Annotated in this window: 12 protein-coding genes, 2 tRNA genes and 1 riboswitch; of the genes, 10 read left to right on the forward strand and 4 right to left on the reverse strand. The window is 61.0% G+C overall.

Features of this window, described 5'->3' with window-relative positions; all coding sequences use genetic code 11:
- Window positions 1-76: 76 nt before the first annotated feature.
- The 9 genes from gap to FYJ74_RS04140 all read left to right on the forward strand — a co-directional run bounded on the left by gap (window position 77) and on the right by FYJ74_RS04140 (window position 7,382).
- Window positions 77-1,099 (forward strand): type I glyceraldehyde-3-phosphate dehydrogenase, encoded by a 1,023-nt coding sequence (gene gap / locus FYJ74_RS04100; protein WP_154528319.1) that lies wholly within the window; start codon window positions 77-79, stop codon window positions 1,097-1,099.
- A gap of 1 nt (window position 1,100) precedes the next feature.
- The gene (locus FYJ74_RS04105; RefSeq protein ID WP_154528320.1) at window positions 1,101-2,294 is read left to right on the forward strand and encodes a phosphoglycerate kinase; all 1,194 of its coding nucleotides are present in this window, start codon (window positions 1,101-1,103) and stop codon (window positions 2,292-2,294) included.
- A gap of 69 nt (window positions 2,295-2,363) precedes the next feature.
- Window positions 2,364-3,272, forward strand: coding sequence for a radical SAM protein (locus tag FYJ74_RS04110; RefSeq protein ID WP_154528321.1), 909 nt, complete (start codon window positions 2,364-2,366; stop codon window positions 3,270-3,272).
- Window positions 3,273-3,600: 328 nt separating this feature from the next.
- A tRNA-Leu gene (locus FYJ74_RS04115) sits at window positions 3,601-3,685 on the forward strand.
- A gap of 20 nt (window positions 3,686-3,705) precedes the next feature.
- Window positions 3,706-3,781: transfer RNA gene (locus FYJ74_RS04120), tRNA-Lys, on the forward strand.
- 105 nt (window positions 3,782-3,886) lie between these two features.
- A riboswitch (TPP riboswitch) is annotated at window positions 3,887-3,989 on the forward strand.
- A 146-nt stretch (window positions 3,990-4,135) separates the two neighbouring features.
- Entirely contained in the window at window positions 4,136-4,666 is a 531-nt protein-coding gene (thiW, locus tag FYJ74_RS04125) for an energy coupling factor transporter S component ThiW (protein ID WP_154528322.1), read from the forward strand.
- The gene (gene thiM, locus FYJ74_RS04130; protein WP_154528323.1) at window positions 4,650-5,453 is read left to right on the forward strand and encodes a hydroxyethylthiazole kinase; all 804 of its coding nucleotides are present in this window, start codon (window positions 4,650-4,652) and stop codon (window positions 5,451-5,453) included. The genes thiW and thiM overlap by 17 nt, the downstream gene beginning before the upstream one ends.
- Before the next feature lie 196 nt (window positions 5,454-5,649).
- Window positions 5,650-6,252, forward strand: a complete 603-nt coding sequence (locus FYJ74_RS04135; protein WP_154528324.1) for a flavin reductase — start codon at window positions 5,650-5,652, stop codon at window positions 6,250-6,252.
- Between the two features lie 62 nt (window positions 6,253-6,314).
- A complete protein-coding gene (locus FYJ74_RS04140; RefSeq protein ID WP_154528325.1) occupies window positions 6,315-7,382 on the forward strand; it encodes a D-alanine--D-alanine ligase family protein in 1,068 nt (355 codons plus the stop codon).
- Window positions 7,383-7,591: 209 nt separating this feature from the next.
- Here FYJ74_RS04140 and FYJ74_RS04145 read toward each other — a convergent pair whose 3' ends face one another.
- Entirely contained in the window at window positions 7,592-7,912 is a 321-nt protein-coding gene (locus tag FYJ74_RS04145; protein WP_154528326.1) for a hypothetical protein, read from the reverse strand.
- 421 nt (window positions 7,913-8,333) lie between these two features.
- Here FYJ74_RS04145 and FYJ74_RS04150 point away from each other — a divergent pair, with 421 nt between their 5' ends.
- Window positions 8,334-9,707 carry an MATE family efflux transporter gene (locus FYJ74_RS04150; protein ID WP_326830865.1) on the forward strand — a complete coding sequence of 458 codons (1,374 nt, stop codon included), beginning with the start codon at window positions 8,334-8,336 and terminating at the stop codon, window positions 9,705-9,707.
- 90 nt (window positions 9,708-9,797) lie between these two features.
- On the opposite strand, the gene FYJ74_RS04155 is transcribed toward FYJ74_RS04150, so the two are convergent.
- From FYJ74_RS04155 to FYJ74_RS04165, 3 genes are read right to left on the reverse strand one after another with little or no spacing between them, the layout of a single operon-like run.
- Window positions 9,798-11,387 carry a peptide ABC transporter substrate-binding protein gene (locus FYJ74_RS04155; RefSeq protein ID WP_154528327.1) on the reverse strand — a complete coding sequence of 530 codons (1,590 nt, stop codon included), beginning with the start codon at window positions 11,385-11,387 and terminating at the stop codon, window positions 9,798-9,800.
- A 52-nt stretch (window positions 11,388-11,439) separates the two neighbouring features.
- Complete coding sequence (locus FYJ74_RS04160) at window positions 11,440-12,396, reverse strand: ABC transporter ATP-binding protein (protein ID WP_154528328.1); 957 nt, start codon at window positions 12,394-12,396, stop codon at window positions 11,440-11,442.
- Entirely contained in the window at window positions 12,393-13,385 is a 993-nt protein-coding gene (locus FYJ74_RS04165; RefSeq protein ID WP_154528329.1) for an ABC transporter ATP-binding protein, read from the reverse strand. Before FYJ74_RS04165 ends, FYJ74_RS04160 begins: the two co-directional genes overlap by 4 nt.
- Between the last annotated feature and the right edge of the window lie 19 nt (window positions 13,386-13,404).

Genomic DNA, 13,404 nt, shown 5'->3' on the forward strand with positions numbered 1-13,404 from the left:
ACATACGGTATGATGCCGCTTGCGAAGGCCGTCTTCCCCGGCGAAAACGGCTAATAATTCTTAGGAGGCTGCTGCTATGAGCAAAGTTCGAGTTGCAATCAGTGGTTTTGGCAGAATTGGCCGTCTTGTTCTTCGTGCGATGTCGGAGTACGACAAAAAAGGACTTTTCGAAGTCGTCGCCGTTACGAGACACAGCGCGTCAGCCGACCAGATGGCGTATCTTTTCAAGTACGATTCCGTGCACGGCCGCTTCAACGGCACGGTGGGCGCCGAAAGTGATTCCATCGTCGTCGACGGCCGGAAGATCCTCTGCGTCAAGCCCGAGAACGACGTTTATCCCTGGAAGGAACTGGGGGTCGACCTGGTCATCGAGGCCACCGGCAAGAACGTCACCGCCGAAAAAGCAGGCGCGCATATCGCTTGCGGCGCCAAAAAGGTCGTCATCACCGCGCCGGGAAAGGGCGACGGCGTGGCGACGTTCGTCATGGGCGTCAACGAGGAAAAGTACGATCCCGCCAAGGACCACATCGTTTCCAACGCGTCCTGCACCACCAACTGCCTGGCGCCGATCGCCAAGATCCTCAACGACGCGTTCGGCATCGAAAAGGGATTGATGACGACCGTCCATTCTTACACGGGCGACCAGAACCTGGTCGACAAGTCCCACAAGAAGAGCAACTACCGCGCCCGCGCGGCGGCCTGTTCCATGGTCCCCACCACGACCGGCGCCGCCAAGGCCGTGGCGCTCGTCATTCCGGCCCTGAAAGGAAAGCTGAGCGGCATGGCGCTGCGCGTGCCCACGCCCGACGTCTCCATCGTCGATCTGACCTTCGTCCCCGGCCGCGCGGTGACGGCCGACGAAGTGAACGCAGCCGTGAAAAAGGCGGCTGAAGGCGCGCTGGCTCCCTACGTGGGTTACGTCACCGACGAGTGCGTGTCAGCCGACTTCATTCACGACGACCGCTCCAGCATTTTCGCGCCCGATCAGACTATCGAGATGAACGGACTCGTCAAAGTCTTCGCCTGGTACGACAACGAGTGGGGCTATTCCTGCCGCTGCGTCGACCTGGTCAACTACGTGATCTCCAAGGGGCTGTAAAATGCTGAGGCTGCGCGGAATCTCCGAAGCGCCCCTGGAGGGCAAAAAAGTTCTGGTCCGCGTCGATTTCAACGTGCCGTTCAAAGACGGCAAAGTCAAGGACAATTCCCGCATCGTCGCGCATAAAAAGACCATCGACGCGCTGCTGGCCGGCGGCGCGCGGGTGACGATGGTTTCGCACTTCGGGCGTCCCAAAGGGCAGGTCGTGCCGGAGATGTCGCTGGGACAGATCCGCGAAGACGCGGAAAAGGGGCTGGGGCATCCGGTGCGTTTCGTTCCCGAGTGCGTCGGCCCGGAGGTCGAAGCGGCCGTCGCGGCGCAGAAGCCCGGCGATTTGCTGCTGCTGGAGAACTCTCGCTTTCACGCCGAGGAGCAGAAGAACGATCCCGAGTTCAGCAAGCTGCTGGCAAAACCGTTCGATCTGTTCGTCATGGACGCTTTCAGCGCTTCGCACCGCGGCGACTGCACCACCGAAGGCGTCGCTCACGTGCTGCCCGCCTACGCCGGCTTTTTGATCGCCCGCGAAGTGGAAGCGCTCGAGCGCGTCAAATCCGATCCGGAAAAACCGTATGTGCTGGTGCTGGGCGGCGCCAAAGTTTCCGACAAGATCGGCGTGATCGAACACATGCTCGACACAGCCGACACGATCCTGATCGGCGGCGGCATGGCCTTTACCTTCTTGTCCGTGCGGGGCGGAACGATCGGCACATCGCTGTACGACGCCGAGCATGTGGATTTTGCCAAAGACGTGCTGGCGCGCGCCGCGGCGAAGGGCGTGAAGATTTTGCTGCCGACGGACGTGATCGCCGCCGCGGAGATCGGCGACGAGGTTCAGTGTTCCGTGGTTCCCGCGTCGTCAGTCCCCGACGGTCTGATGGGACTGGACATCGGCCCGGAAACAGCCACAGCGTTTGCGGCTGAAATAGCGAAAGCCAGGACGGTGCTCTGGAACGGTCCCATGGGCGTGTTCGAGAACAAACCGTTCGCCGCCGGCAGCCGCGCCGTGGCGGAGGCGCTGGCGGCGGCCACCGCCAAGGGCGCGTTCACCGTAGTCGGCGGCGGCGACACTGCTTCGGCCGTGAAAAAATTCGGCCTCAAAGACGCGATGTCTCACGTGTCCACCGGCGGCGGCGCCAGCCTCGAATACTGCGAGGGCAAAAGCCTGCCCGGCATCGCCGCGCTTGAAATGAAGTAGCCGAGAGAGTAAAATCGCCCCGGAGAAACGTTCTCCGGGGCGATTTTTGTATATGGGGGAAGCGCAACGATGGATCTGAGTTCATGCGACCTGTGCCCGCGCCGCTGCGGAGCGAACCGGCGGGCCGGGCAAAAAGGCTGGTGCGGCGCCGGCGAACTGGCGCGCGTCGCGCTGGTGTCGCTGCACCGCTGGGAAGAACCCTGTCTGACCGGCGCGCAGGGCGCCGGCACGGTTTTTTTCTCCCACTGCACCATGAAGTGCGTCTTCTGCCAGAACTATGCCGTCAGCCACCAAGGGCGGGGCATCGACGTGAGCGTGGAACGCCTGGCCGAAATTTTTCTCGAACAGCAGCGGCGCGGCGCCGCCTCGCTCGATCTGGTGACGCCGACGCATTACGTGCCGCAGATCGTCGAGGCGCTCGATCGGGGCAAAGCGAACGGTTTTTCCCTGCCGGTCGTGTACAACTGCGGCGGCTACGAGCTGCCGGAGACGATCGAAACGCTGCGCGGCTCCGTGGACGTGTTCCTGCCCGATCTGAAATACTGCGACGATTCCCTGGCGGTGCGATACTCCAACGCGCCGGATTATTTTCACTACGCCTCGGCGTCGATCGGGAAGATGTTCGAGATCGCGGGGCCGTTCGTGATGAAAGACGGGCTGATGACCCGCGGCGTACTGGTGCGGCATCTGATCCTGCCGGGGCACTCCCGCGACAGCCTGAGGCTGCTGGATTATCTGTGGAGTACTTTCGGTTCGGACATCTGCGTGAGCCTGATGAACCAGTTCACGCCCATGCCGCAGGCCGCTGGCTGCCCCGAGCTGAATCGCCGCCTGACGACGTACGAGTACGACAAGGTGCTGGCCCACGCCGAAAAGCTCGGCATGGAAAATTGCTTCGTCCAGCGCGGCCGGACGGCGATGGAAAAATTCATTCCCGTCTTCGACGGACGCAACGTCGCCCGCGATGAAGAAACATAAACGCAGCGGCTGGAAGAACAGTGCGGCTGACCGCGTCTTCTTCCAGCCGCTGCGTTGTTTTGCGATTGTGGTTCGCGCCGGAGTCGGAAAAATGCGGAGCAATCGCTTACGCGAATAATACTGTTTCTTAATTAAAGAGCCGAACGCAAGGGCGCTGCAGCGTTCGCGCATGGGTCGTTTTCCTCTTCTCCTCGTAGGGTCGTTCCGCTTGCAACGCCGAAAGAGCTGAATATTTCGACTTCTGGCGATCATTTGCTCCTGGCGAAAAATCCACTTGTCATGCCCGGCGCGGGGATGCTATAATTCCCCGTGTCGTGCGAGGCGCGTTGCGAGGGTGGCGGAATTGGCAGACGCGCCAGACTTAGGATCTGGTGCCTTCGGGCGTAGGGGTTCAAGTCCCCTCCTTCGCACCAAGTTCATAAGTTTTCAGTCTGGATCGTTAGCTCAACTGGCAGAGCATCTGACTCTTAATCAGAGGGTTACAGGTTCAAGTCCTGTACGATCCACCAGGGTATTTCTCCCGGCTTTTCACGCCGGGTTATTTTGTATCGTTCGCTGGTGACGAAGAGCGTGACGGCAGCAGACGGAAACGGCCGTCTGTTTTCACAATTGAACAATCTGACGCGGGGAGCTGGAAACGGCTGAGAGGAAGCGCTGAGCTTCGACCCGGAACCTGAATTGGATAATGCCAACGGAGGGATGTAAGATGTGTGAACGAACGTAATGGCGGTGTCCGAGAGGGCACCGCTTTTTTTGTCGGGAATCGTCCGGACCGGCAGTGAAGCCGGCGTCGGCGCCGCACAGACAGATGAGCAAGAAAGAGAGCGAAAGCTTTTTAGGAGCATGTTTTCAAGGAGGCGTCCATGAATAATTTACGAGTCAGAAAAATCGCGTTTACGGCCGTTCTGGCCGCGTTCGCCGTGGTGGGATCGTTTATTTCTTTTCCCGTGTTCGGGGCCAAGTGCGCGCCGGCGCAGCATCTGGCCAACATTCTCGGCGCCGTCTTCCTCGGCCCTCTATGGAACGTGGCGGCGGCGTTCGTCGCCAGCCTGATCCGCAACCTCATCGGCGCCGGCACGCCGCTTGCGTTCCCCGGGAGCATGTGCGGTGCGCTGCTTGCCGGCGTCATGTACCGCGCGGTCCGGCGGCTCCCCGCCGCCTGGCTGGGGGAGATCGCCGGCACGGGGATTATCGGCGGGATGCTGTCCTATCCCGTGGCGCGTTTTGTACTGGGAAACGAGAAAGCCGCGCTGCTGACCTTCGTCGTGCCGTTTCTGATCAGCTCTGCCGGCGGCGCGGCGATCGGCGCGGTGATCACCGTCGCCATGGAAAAATTAGGGCTGCTCGAAGCTGAGCGTTTTTTCTCGGGACAACGGCATGGCGACGCTCGCTGAACTGTGGGCGGTGTGGGAGAAGATTTCCCGCCGCCGTCCTCTCGTCCACTGCATCACGAACCCGGTGACCGTGAACGACTGTGCCAATGTCCTGCTGGCTGCCGGTGCGCGTCCCTTCATGGCCGCCCATCCCGACGAAGTGGAAGAAGTGCAGCTCCATGCCGACGCACTGGTGATCAACCTGGGGGCGATTTCGCAGCTGGATTCCATCGGAAAAGCGGCGCGGCGGGCCGTTGCGTGCGGGCATCCGATCATCGTCGATCCGGTCGGCGTTTCCGCTTCGTCGCTCCGTCGCCGCAGCTGCATTGAGCTGCTGGAAGAATTTCACGTGGCCTGCGTGCGCGGCAACGGCGCGGAGATTCGCGCCCTGCTCAGCGATACGGGAACGGCGGCGGGCGTCGACGCGGACGAGGAGACGGCGGCCGCCGAAGTCGCGTCTGCTCTGGCGCGGCGGCATGGCTGCACGGTCGTTTCCTCCGGGGCTGTCGATGCGGTGACCGACGGACGTCGTGCGTTCGGCGTCAGTAACGGCGACGCGATGATGACCCGCGTCACGGGCATGGGCTGTATGCTGTCGTCGCTGCTTGGCGCCGCTTATGCGGTCGAAAGTTCTCCGCTCGCGGCCGCCGCCGTCTGCGCCGCCGTGGAGCTGAGCGGCGAGCTGGCCGCCGCCGGAACGCGCTCGGCGCGCCGCGGTCCGGCGCATTTCCGCGACCTGTTCGTCGACACTCTTTACAGCCTCGATGAGGCTCAATTCATGGGAGGAGCAAAATATTCCGAGGGCTGAACGTTCTCCGCTCCTTCCTCACACGAGACGGAGCGCATGGTATAATCAAAAAGAAAAATAATCGACGCTTGCGCTGGGGTTGCTGAGGAAATGTCCGGCGGGGGCCGGAGTTTTTGTTTCCGACGCGGCGAGGAGGGCGCGGCGCGGAGTCCGTTCTTGCGCCGCGGGATTCGGGGCAGAGGAAGGGGTTTTCTTTATGGATTCGCGAATTATGCATCAGCTGACGTACGGCCTTTTTGTGCTCAGCGCGGCGGAAAACGGCAAGGACAACGGCTGCATCGTCAACACGGTAACGCAGGTGTCGGCAGCCCCCGTCCATGTGACTGTCTCGGTCTGCAAACAGAATTACACTCACGACATGATCGCGCGCACGGGGCGGTTCAACGTGGCGATCCTCGATACCACGGCGCCGTTCGAACTGTTCCAGCGCTTCGGCTTCCAGAGCGGGCGCGGCGCCGACAAATTTGCCGGCGTTGAGACCATCCGCACGGCCAACGGAATTCTGGTCCCGACCGAACACGTGAACGCGTGGTTCTCGGGAAAAGTCCTGCAAACGTGGGAACTGGGCTCGCATTCGCTGTTCCTCGCGGACATCGAGGGCGGAGAGATCATGTCCGGCACAGAGCCGGCGACGTACGCCTTCTATCACGAGAACGTCAAGCCCCGGCCGCAGGCGGGCAAGAAAAAAGGCTGGCGCTGCAAGATCTGCGGCTACGTGTACGAAGGCGAAGAATTGCCGCCTGATTACGTGTGCCCGCTCTGTAAACACGGCGCGTCCGATTTCGAGCGGATCGAGTAGTTTGGGAAAAAAGAACGAGGACACGTTTGGGAACGCGTCCGGGATTTATAGCGAGGTATGAAATGGAAACGAAGAAAAAAGTGGCGCTGCTGTTCGGCGGCCAATCGTCGGAGCACGAGGTGTCCTGCGTTTCGGGCGCGACGGTGGCCCGCAATATCGACAGGGAAAAATACAACCTGCTGCTGATCGGCATCACCAAAGAAGGGCGTTGGCTCCACGTCGAGTCGGTCGATCAGATCGCTTCGGGCGAGTGGCGTCAGAGCCGCAAAGGCGCGGCGCTGCTGCCGGACGCGGCGCTGAAAAGCGTTCTGCTCAGCGACGAAGGCCGCTTTTCCCTCGAGCGCGTGGACGTGCTCTTCCCCGTCCTGCACGGCCTTTACGGCGAAGACGGCTGCCCGCAGGGCATCGCGGAGCTGGCGCAGATCCCTTACGTGGGCTGCGACGTGCTGTCGTCGGCGGCGACGATGGACAAAGCAACGACCAAGGCCGTTCTGGAGCGCTGCGGCATCCCGCAGGCGCGTTACGCGGCGTTTCGCCGTGAAGAGCTGGACGATATGGACGGCGTCGTGCGCCGCATTGAATCCGCGCTGAGCTATCCCGTTTTCGTCAAGCCGTCCAACGCCGGTTCGTCCTGCGGCGTCTCCAAGGCGGGGAGCCGCGCGCAGCTTGTCGAAGCGCTGGAACTCGCCGCCGCTCAGGACTGCAAGGTGATCGCCGAAGAAACCATCGTCGGGCGTGAACTGGAATGCGCGCTCCTCGGCGGCTGGGACGCCGAAGCCAGCGGCGTGGGCGAGATCCTCGCCGGAGCCGAGTTCTACGATTACGACGCCAAATACCGCAGCAGCGCTTCGCGCACCGTCGTCGACGCGCCGCTGCCGGCGGGGAAACGCGAAGAGATCCGCGCCATGGCGAAAAAAATCTTCCGCGCCATGGACTGCCGCGGCCTTTCGCGCGCCGACTTCTTCCTCGAAAAAGGCACGGAGCGCGTCGTCTTCAACGAGATCAACACCATCCCCGGCTTCACGGCCATCAGCATGTACCCCAAGCTTTGGGAAGCAGCCGGCGTGCCGCTGCCCGCCCTGGTGGAGAAATTGATCGAAGGCGCCGCCGTCACGCGGCGGCGTCGCTGAGAAGAAAACGATCCGGAATGTAAGAAAAAACAGGGGAGTCATGGCCGATATCGGCCGCGACTCCCCTGTTTTTATACTGTTTCTTGATAAAAGCGCTAATATAGCTTGCCGGGCGCCGCGAGGGAGTTCAGTCGCTCAGAACTACCTCGACTGCTGCGCAGTCTGCGCAGCTCGCTTTGTGAATCTCCCTCGCAGCGCCTCTGTGTTCGTCATTTCAATTGAGAAATAATATTATTCGCAGGGCGTGACAGGGGGACGTCTTCGTTTCCGATACTCGCCGTCAATGAAGCTTTTTGCCGGGCGCGAAACGAATGTTTTCGTTCAGAGCGCGGAAAGAAATTTTTGAACGGCGGGCTGCTGCGCCGTTCAGGAGCGGCACAACGCAGGAGGCGATATCCATTCTCAGCTGGAATTGGCAGGAGGGGGGGGGAAAGGCGGCGCTGCGTCGTTCCATAAAGAAAATTCGAATCTATCATCGGCAGCTCTTCAATTTTCGCGTACGAAACGCCGCCGCGGTGCTCCGTGTTCATCTTTTGCCTCTCTTGTAATTACTTTATCGAATATTTTTAATCGAAATCATTCTCTTTGTAAATTATATTTTTTGTGCTAAACTGTTTGATATAGGTTAGTTAAAGCTAATATCATTGAAGCAGGAATAAAGGAAGAGAGATTTTGTGACGAATGAAACGACGTCTGCACTTGTCAACCGCGTGCGCCGCGTTTTTGCCCCTGGCGGCGCCGGCCGGGCAGGCTGAAACCGCGTCTTGCGACGTTCCGTCTGCGTTCGAACTGATTGTCGCCGGCGGGCGGCGGTCATGAAAGACGGAAGATTTGCGGAGATCGTGCCGGCGGAACGTCTCGAACCGATCGGGAAGCGAACGTTGGCAAAAAGTTTCGCGGACGGCGAGCCGCACGTTTGCGCGCGTCCGTAAGGCGAAGGGGAGGAACGCGGTGCGCGACAAAAAACGTGACATGACTCGGGGCGTCATATGGAAAAATCTGCTGATCTTCTTTCTGCCGATTCTGGCCGGAAATTTCTTTCAGCAGTTTTACACGACCGCGGACGCGGTGATCGTCGGGCAGTTCGTCGGGAAAAACGGTTTGGCGGCCGTGGACTCCGTTTACAGTCTGCTGAAGTTGCCGGTCAATTTTTTCGTGGGACTGTCCGGCGGGGCGGCCATCATCGTCTCGCAGCTTTTTGGCGCTGGGAAAAGACGGGAACTCCTCGACGCCGTCCATACGGTCGTCGCCTTCGGCCTTGCCGGCGGGGCGGTCCTTTCTGTCCTTGGCGTGGCGACGGCGCCCGTCTGCCTGCGGTGGCTGGACGTTCCCGAGGATATCTTTCCTTCGGCGCTGTCGTATGTGCGCATTTACTATGCGGGGTTCGTTTTTTCCATGCTCTACAATATCGGAGCCGGGGTCCTGCGGGCGGTCGGAAACTCCCAAACGCCTTTTTGCGTGCTCGTCGTTTCCGGCGGCGTCAACGTCGTTCTGGATCTGCTCTTCGTTGGGCTGTTTCGTTGGGGCGTCTCGGGCGCCGCGCTGGCGACCGCCGCGGCGCAGATGCTCAGCGCGCTGCTGGCGCTGAACGCTCTGAACGAAAAAAACGGCGTCGAGGGCTTTTCCGTCCGGCGGGCGCGTTTTCACCGTCCGGCGCTGAGAGCCATCGTTTGTCTGGGACTTCCCGTAGGACTGCAGTCGTCGCTTTATCCCGTCGCCAACATGATGATTCAAGGCGCCGTCAATAGGACCGGAACGAACAACATCGCCGCCTGGGCGCTGTGCGGGAAGCTGGATTTTATGATCTGGCTGGCGGCGGACTCTCTGGCGGCGGCGATATCGACTTTCGTCGCCCAAAATTACGGCGCAGGGCAGTTCGCGAGGTCCCGACGCGGCGTCCTCGTCGGGACGGGAATGACGGCCAGCCTCGTCGCTGCGCTGGGCGCGGCGCTGTATCTCTGGAACGAGCCGCTGGGCAGGCTGTTCGTCAATCCGTCCGATCACGACGTGATCCCGATCATGGCGCAGCTGATGCGATTTTTGTCGCCGCTTTACTTTGTTTATGTGTTCGGCGAAGCGTTTTCAGCGGCCATCCGCGGCGCGGGGGAGACGTTGCGACCGATGCTGCTCACTCTCATCGCTACCTGCACTTCGCGCGTGCTCTGGATCCTGTTCGTGGTTCCTCGAAGCCGCGGGCTGATCACGATCGTCGCGAGTTATCCCGTGTCGTGGGCGCTGACGGCCGTTTCATTCGCGGTCTATTATCGGATTTTCGCGGGAAAACGTTTGATGAATCCTGCGGAAGAAGCGACAGGATCATATTGACGATCTTTCACAGGACAAGCGCTGTGGTGAAGCGACAAAGACAAAAAGGAGCGGGGCCTGAGCCCCGCTCCTTTTTGTCTTTAAAACTCTTCACTTGACGATCTCGACGCCGCGGAAGAAGTCCCAGTTGCGGGGCGAGATGTACATGCCCTTGACGCGCTCGCTGACCATGTAGGGGGTGGAGTAATAGTTGATGGGCAGCACGGGCAGATCCTGCATGAGGATGTCCTCGGCCTTGAGCAGATAGCCGATGCGCTTGGCGTGGTCCATTTCGCTGCGGGCCGCCACGACGAGCTTGTCGTATTCGGGGTTGTTGTAGCCGGTGACGTTCTCGGGCGAGTCGGAAACGAGGATGTCCATCAGACTGGCGGGATCGAAAAAGTCGACGAGGTAGGCGTGGCGCGCGATCTGGTAGTTCTTCTGGAAGCGGGTGTTGATGAAGACTTTCCACTCCTCGTTGTACAGTTCGACTTCGATGCCGAGGTTCCTCTTCCACATGGCCTGAAGGGCTTCGGCGATGTTTTTGTTGCCTTCGTTGGTGTTGTACTTGTACGTCACCTTGGGGAAACCCTTGCCGTCGGGATAGCCGGCCTCGGCCAGCAGCTTGCGCGCCTCTTCGGGCTGAGCGCGGTTGCTGAAGTAGGATTTGCCGGCGGAGCGGAAGTCCTTGCCGTCTTCCGGTCCGGGCAGGCCGTAGGGGATGTAGGCGTTGGCCGGAGCCTGACCGGCCATGGTCACCTTGTCGACGATGCCCTGACGGTCGACGGCCAGCGCAAAGGCGCGGCGCACGAGCGGATTGTCGAACGGCGGCTGCGTGACGTTGAAGACGCTGAAGCTGACTCCGAGCGTGTTGACGGTCTTGGCCTGGGCGCTCTTGAGCAGAACGGGGATCTGCATGGAAGGCAGACGCTTGGTGAAGTCGATCTTGCCGCCCTTGAAGGCCGCGAGCGCGGTGTTGGGGTCGGTGATCATGACGACGCGGACCTTGTCGATCTTGACGTTCTCGGCATCCCAGTAGTGGGGATTTTTGACGAGCGTCATCTCGGCGTTGTGCTTCCACTCGGTAAGGTAGAAGGGGCCGTTGCAGAGGATCGTGTCGGGCGAGGTCGTCCAGTCGCGGGGATGGGCTTCGACGACTTCGGGCTTGGCGGGGAAGAAGATGTGATAGGACAGGTGGTCGAGCATCAGCGGGTTCTGATAGGCGAGCTTCAGCTCGAGGGTGGTGTTGTCGACGGCCCTGATGCCGACGTCCTCGGCCTTGCACTTGCCGTTGTAGAAGTTTTCGGCGTTGACGATGGGGAAGCCGAGGAAGGCATAGGGCGAAGCGACGTTGGGATCGACGACGCGCAGCAGGCCGTAGCGGAAGTGTTCGGCCGTCAGCGGCGTGCCGTCGTGCCATTTGAGGCCGTCGCGGAGGTGGAACGTCCAGGTCAGGCCGTCTTCGGAAACGTCCCAGCTCTTGGCCAGCCCCGGCTCGGGTTTGTCCTCGAGGGACACGCGCACCAGACCTTCGAAGAGGTTGTAGATGACGGTGGAGCCGTCGGTGGCGTTGTTCAGCACCGGGTCGATCGTTCTCGGTTCGACGCCGAGGTTGTAGACGAAGACCTTCTCCGCCGCGCACGCGCTCGCGCACAAAGCAAGCGCCGCGGCTGCTGCCAAAATCCAACTGCGTTTTCTCATGACTGAATCCTCCTTACGTATAATGACGCGCACGAAAGGTGCACGGTGAAGCCTAGTTGTTCGCCAGCCAGCAGGCGCACTGATGTTCGCCGCCGGCGAGTTGCGGCGCTTCGACGCCGCAGCGGTCAAACGCCCGCGGGCAGCGGGTGTGGAACTTGCAGCCCGAAGGCGGATCGATCGGGCTGGGCACTTCGCCGACAAGCTGGATGCGCTTTCTCGCGTCGGACTTGTCGGGGTCGGGAACGGGAATGGCCGACAGCAGAGACTGCGTGTAAGGATGAAGCGGATTGGTGTAAAGCTCGTTGCTCCCCGCCACTTCGACGATGTTGCCGAGGTACATGACGGCGACGCGGTCGCTGATGTGCTTGACCATCGACAGATCGTGGGCGATAAACAGATACGTCAGCCCCAGATCGTGCTGTAAGTCTTCGAGCGTGTTGACGATCTGCGCCTGGATGGACACGTCCAGCGCCGAGATCGGCTCGTCGCAGATGATGCATTCCGGCTCGACGGCCAGCGCGCGGGCGATGCCGATGCGCTGGCGCTGCCCGCCGGAGAACTCGTGCGGGTAGCGGTTGGCGTGCTCACTGTTGAGCCCGACGATGGAAAGCAGGCGGCGCATGCGGTCGATGCGTTCGTCCCGCGGCACGCCGTGGATCACCATCGGCTCGATGACGATGTCGCCGACGGTCATGCGCGGATTGAGCGAGGCGTACGGATCTTGGAAGATCATCTGCAGTTCCTTGCGGTAGGGGATCATTTCCTTCTGCGAAAGGTTTGCCAGCTCGTGCCCTTTCCACCTCACGCTGCCCGAGGTGACGTCATACAGCCTGATGATCGTGCGTCCAGTGGTGGTTTTGCCGCAGCCGGACTCGCCGACCAGGCCGAGCGTTTCGCCGCGGCGGATGCTGAATGACACGCCGTCGACGGAGCGCACGACGCCCTTTGGCACGTTGAAGTGCTTGACCAGATCCGTGACTTCGAGAAGGATTTCCTGGTTGCCGGTCATCGCGCATCACCTCCGTGGGGCGCGCGCTGAAGCCAGCACGCGGCTGAATGGCCTTCCTCGACGAACTGCGTTTCGGGCGGATACTGCAGGCAGACGCGCATCGCCTTGGGACAGCGCAGCGCGTACGGACAGCCCTTGGGCGGGTTGAGCAGATCGGGCGGCTGCCCCTTGATGGGGATCAGACGTTCCTTGGTGAGGTTGTCGGGATTGGGCACCGACTTGAGCAGCCCCTGCGTGTAAGGATGCGCCGGGCGATAGAAAATGTCGCGCCGCGTCCCTTCCTCGACGACATGCCCGCTGTACATGACGGCGACGCGGTCGGCCATGCCGGCGATGACGCCGAGATCGTGCGTGATGAGGATGATGGCGGTGTTCCATTTTTTCTGCAGATCTTTCATCAGTTCGAGGATCTGCGCCTGCACGGTGACGTCGAGCGCCGTCGTCGGTTCGTCGGCGATGAGCAGGTCGGGATTGCAGGCCAGCGCCATGGCGATCATCAGGCGCTGGCGCTGCCCGCCGGAGAACTGGTGCGGATATTGGCCGATGCGCTCTTCGGCCGGCTCAATGCCGACGTCGTGAAGCAGTTCGATCACGCGCTTTTTCGCCTCGGCCTTGGTCATGTGCTTATGGCGGATGAGCGGTTCGCACAGCTGGTACGAGACGGACAGCACCGGATTGAGGCTGGTCATCGGGTCCTGAAAGATCATGGAGATCTTGTTGGCGCGGATGTCCGACATCTGTTTGTAGTTCATCGTCGTCAGTTCCTGCCCCTCGAAGTTGACCGAACCGCCGACGACTTTTCCCGAAGGACCGAGCAGATGCAGCATCGACAGCATCGTCACGGACTTGCCGCTGCCCGATTCGCCGACGATGCCCAGCACTTCGCCCTTGCTGAGCTTCAGCGAGACGCCGCCGACGGCCTTGACCTCGCCGACCGGGGTAAAGAAAGAGGTGTGCAGGTCGCTGATCGTGAGAATGTTTTCCGACATGAAAATCTTCCCCCCTCTT

This window comes from Pyramidobacter porci, assembly GCF_009695745.1.
Lineage (GTDB): Bacteria > Synergistota > Synergistia > Synergistales > Dethiosulfovibrionaceae > Pyramidobacter > Pyramidobacter porci.

Bases quoted from the DNA above. Each gene is read 5' to 3' on its own strand.
- FYJ74_RS04160 (WP_154528328.1), bottom strand. From the start codon at position 12,396: ATGACCGGCAACCAGGAAATCCTTCTCGAAGTCACGGATCTGGTCAAG.
- thiW (WP_154528322.1), top strand. From the start codon at position 4,136: ATGAATAATTTACGAGTCAGAAAAATCGCGTTTACGGCCGTTCTGGCC.
- FYJ74_RS04165 (WP_154528329.1), bottom strand. From the start codon at position 13,385: ATGTCGGAAAACATTCTCACGATCAGCGACCTGCACACCTCTTTCTTT.
- FYJ74_RS04105 (WP_154528320.1), top strand. From the start codon at position 1,101: ATGCTGAGGCTGCGCGGAATCTCCGAAGCGCCCCTGGAGGGCAAAAAA.
- FYJ74_RS04110 (WP_154528321.1), top strand. From the start codon at position 2,364: ATGGATCTGAGTTCATGCGACCTGTGCCCGCGCCGCTGCGGAGCGAAC.
- FYJ74_RS04155 (WP_154528327.1), bottom strand. From the start codon at position 11,387: ATGAGAAAACGCAGTTGGATTTTGGCAGCAGCCGCGGCGCTTGCTTTG.
- FYJ74_RS04145 (WP_154528326.1), bottom strand. From the start codon at position 7,912: ATGAACACGGAGCACCGCGGCGGCGTTTCGTACGCGAAAATTGAAGAG.
- FYJ74_RS04140 (WP_154528325.1), top strand. From the start codon at position 6,315: ATGGAAACGAAGAAAAAAGTGGCGCTGCTGTTCGGCGGCCAATCGTCG.
- thiM (WP_154528323.1), top strand. From the start codon at position 4,650: ATGGCGACGCTCGCTGAACTGTGGGCGGTGTGGGAGAAGATTTCCCGC.
- gap (WP_154528319.1), top strand. From the start codon at position 77: ATGAGCAAAGTTCGAGTTGCAATCAGTGGTTTTGGCAGAATTGGCCGT.
- FYJ74_RS04135 (WP_154528324.1), top strand. From the start codon at position 5,650: ATGGATTCGCGAATTATGCATCAGCTGACGTACGGCCTTTTTGTGCTC.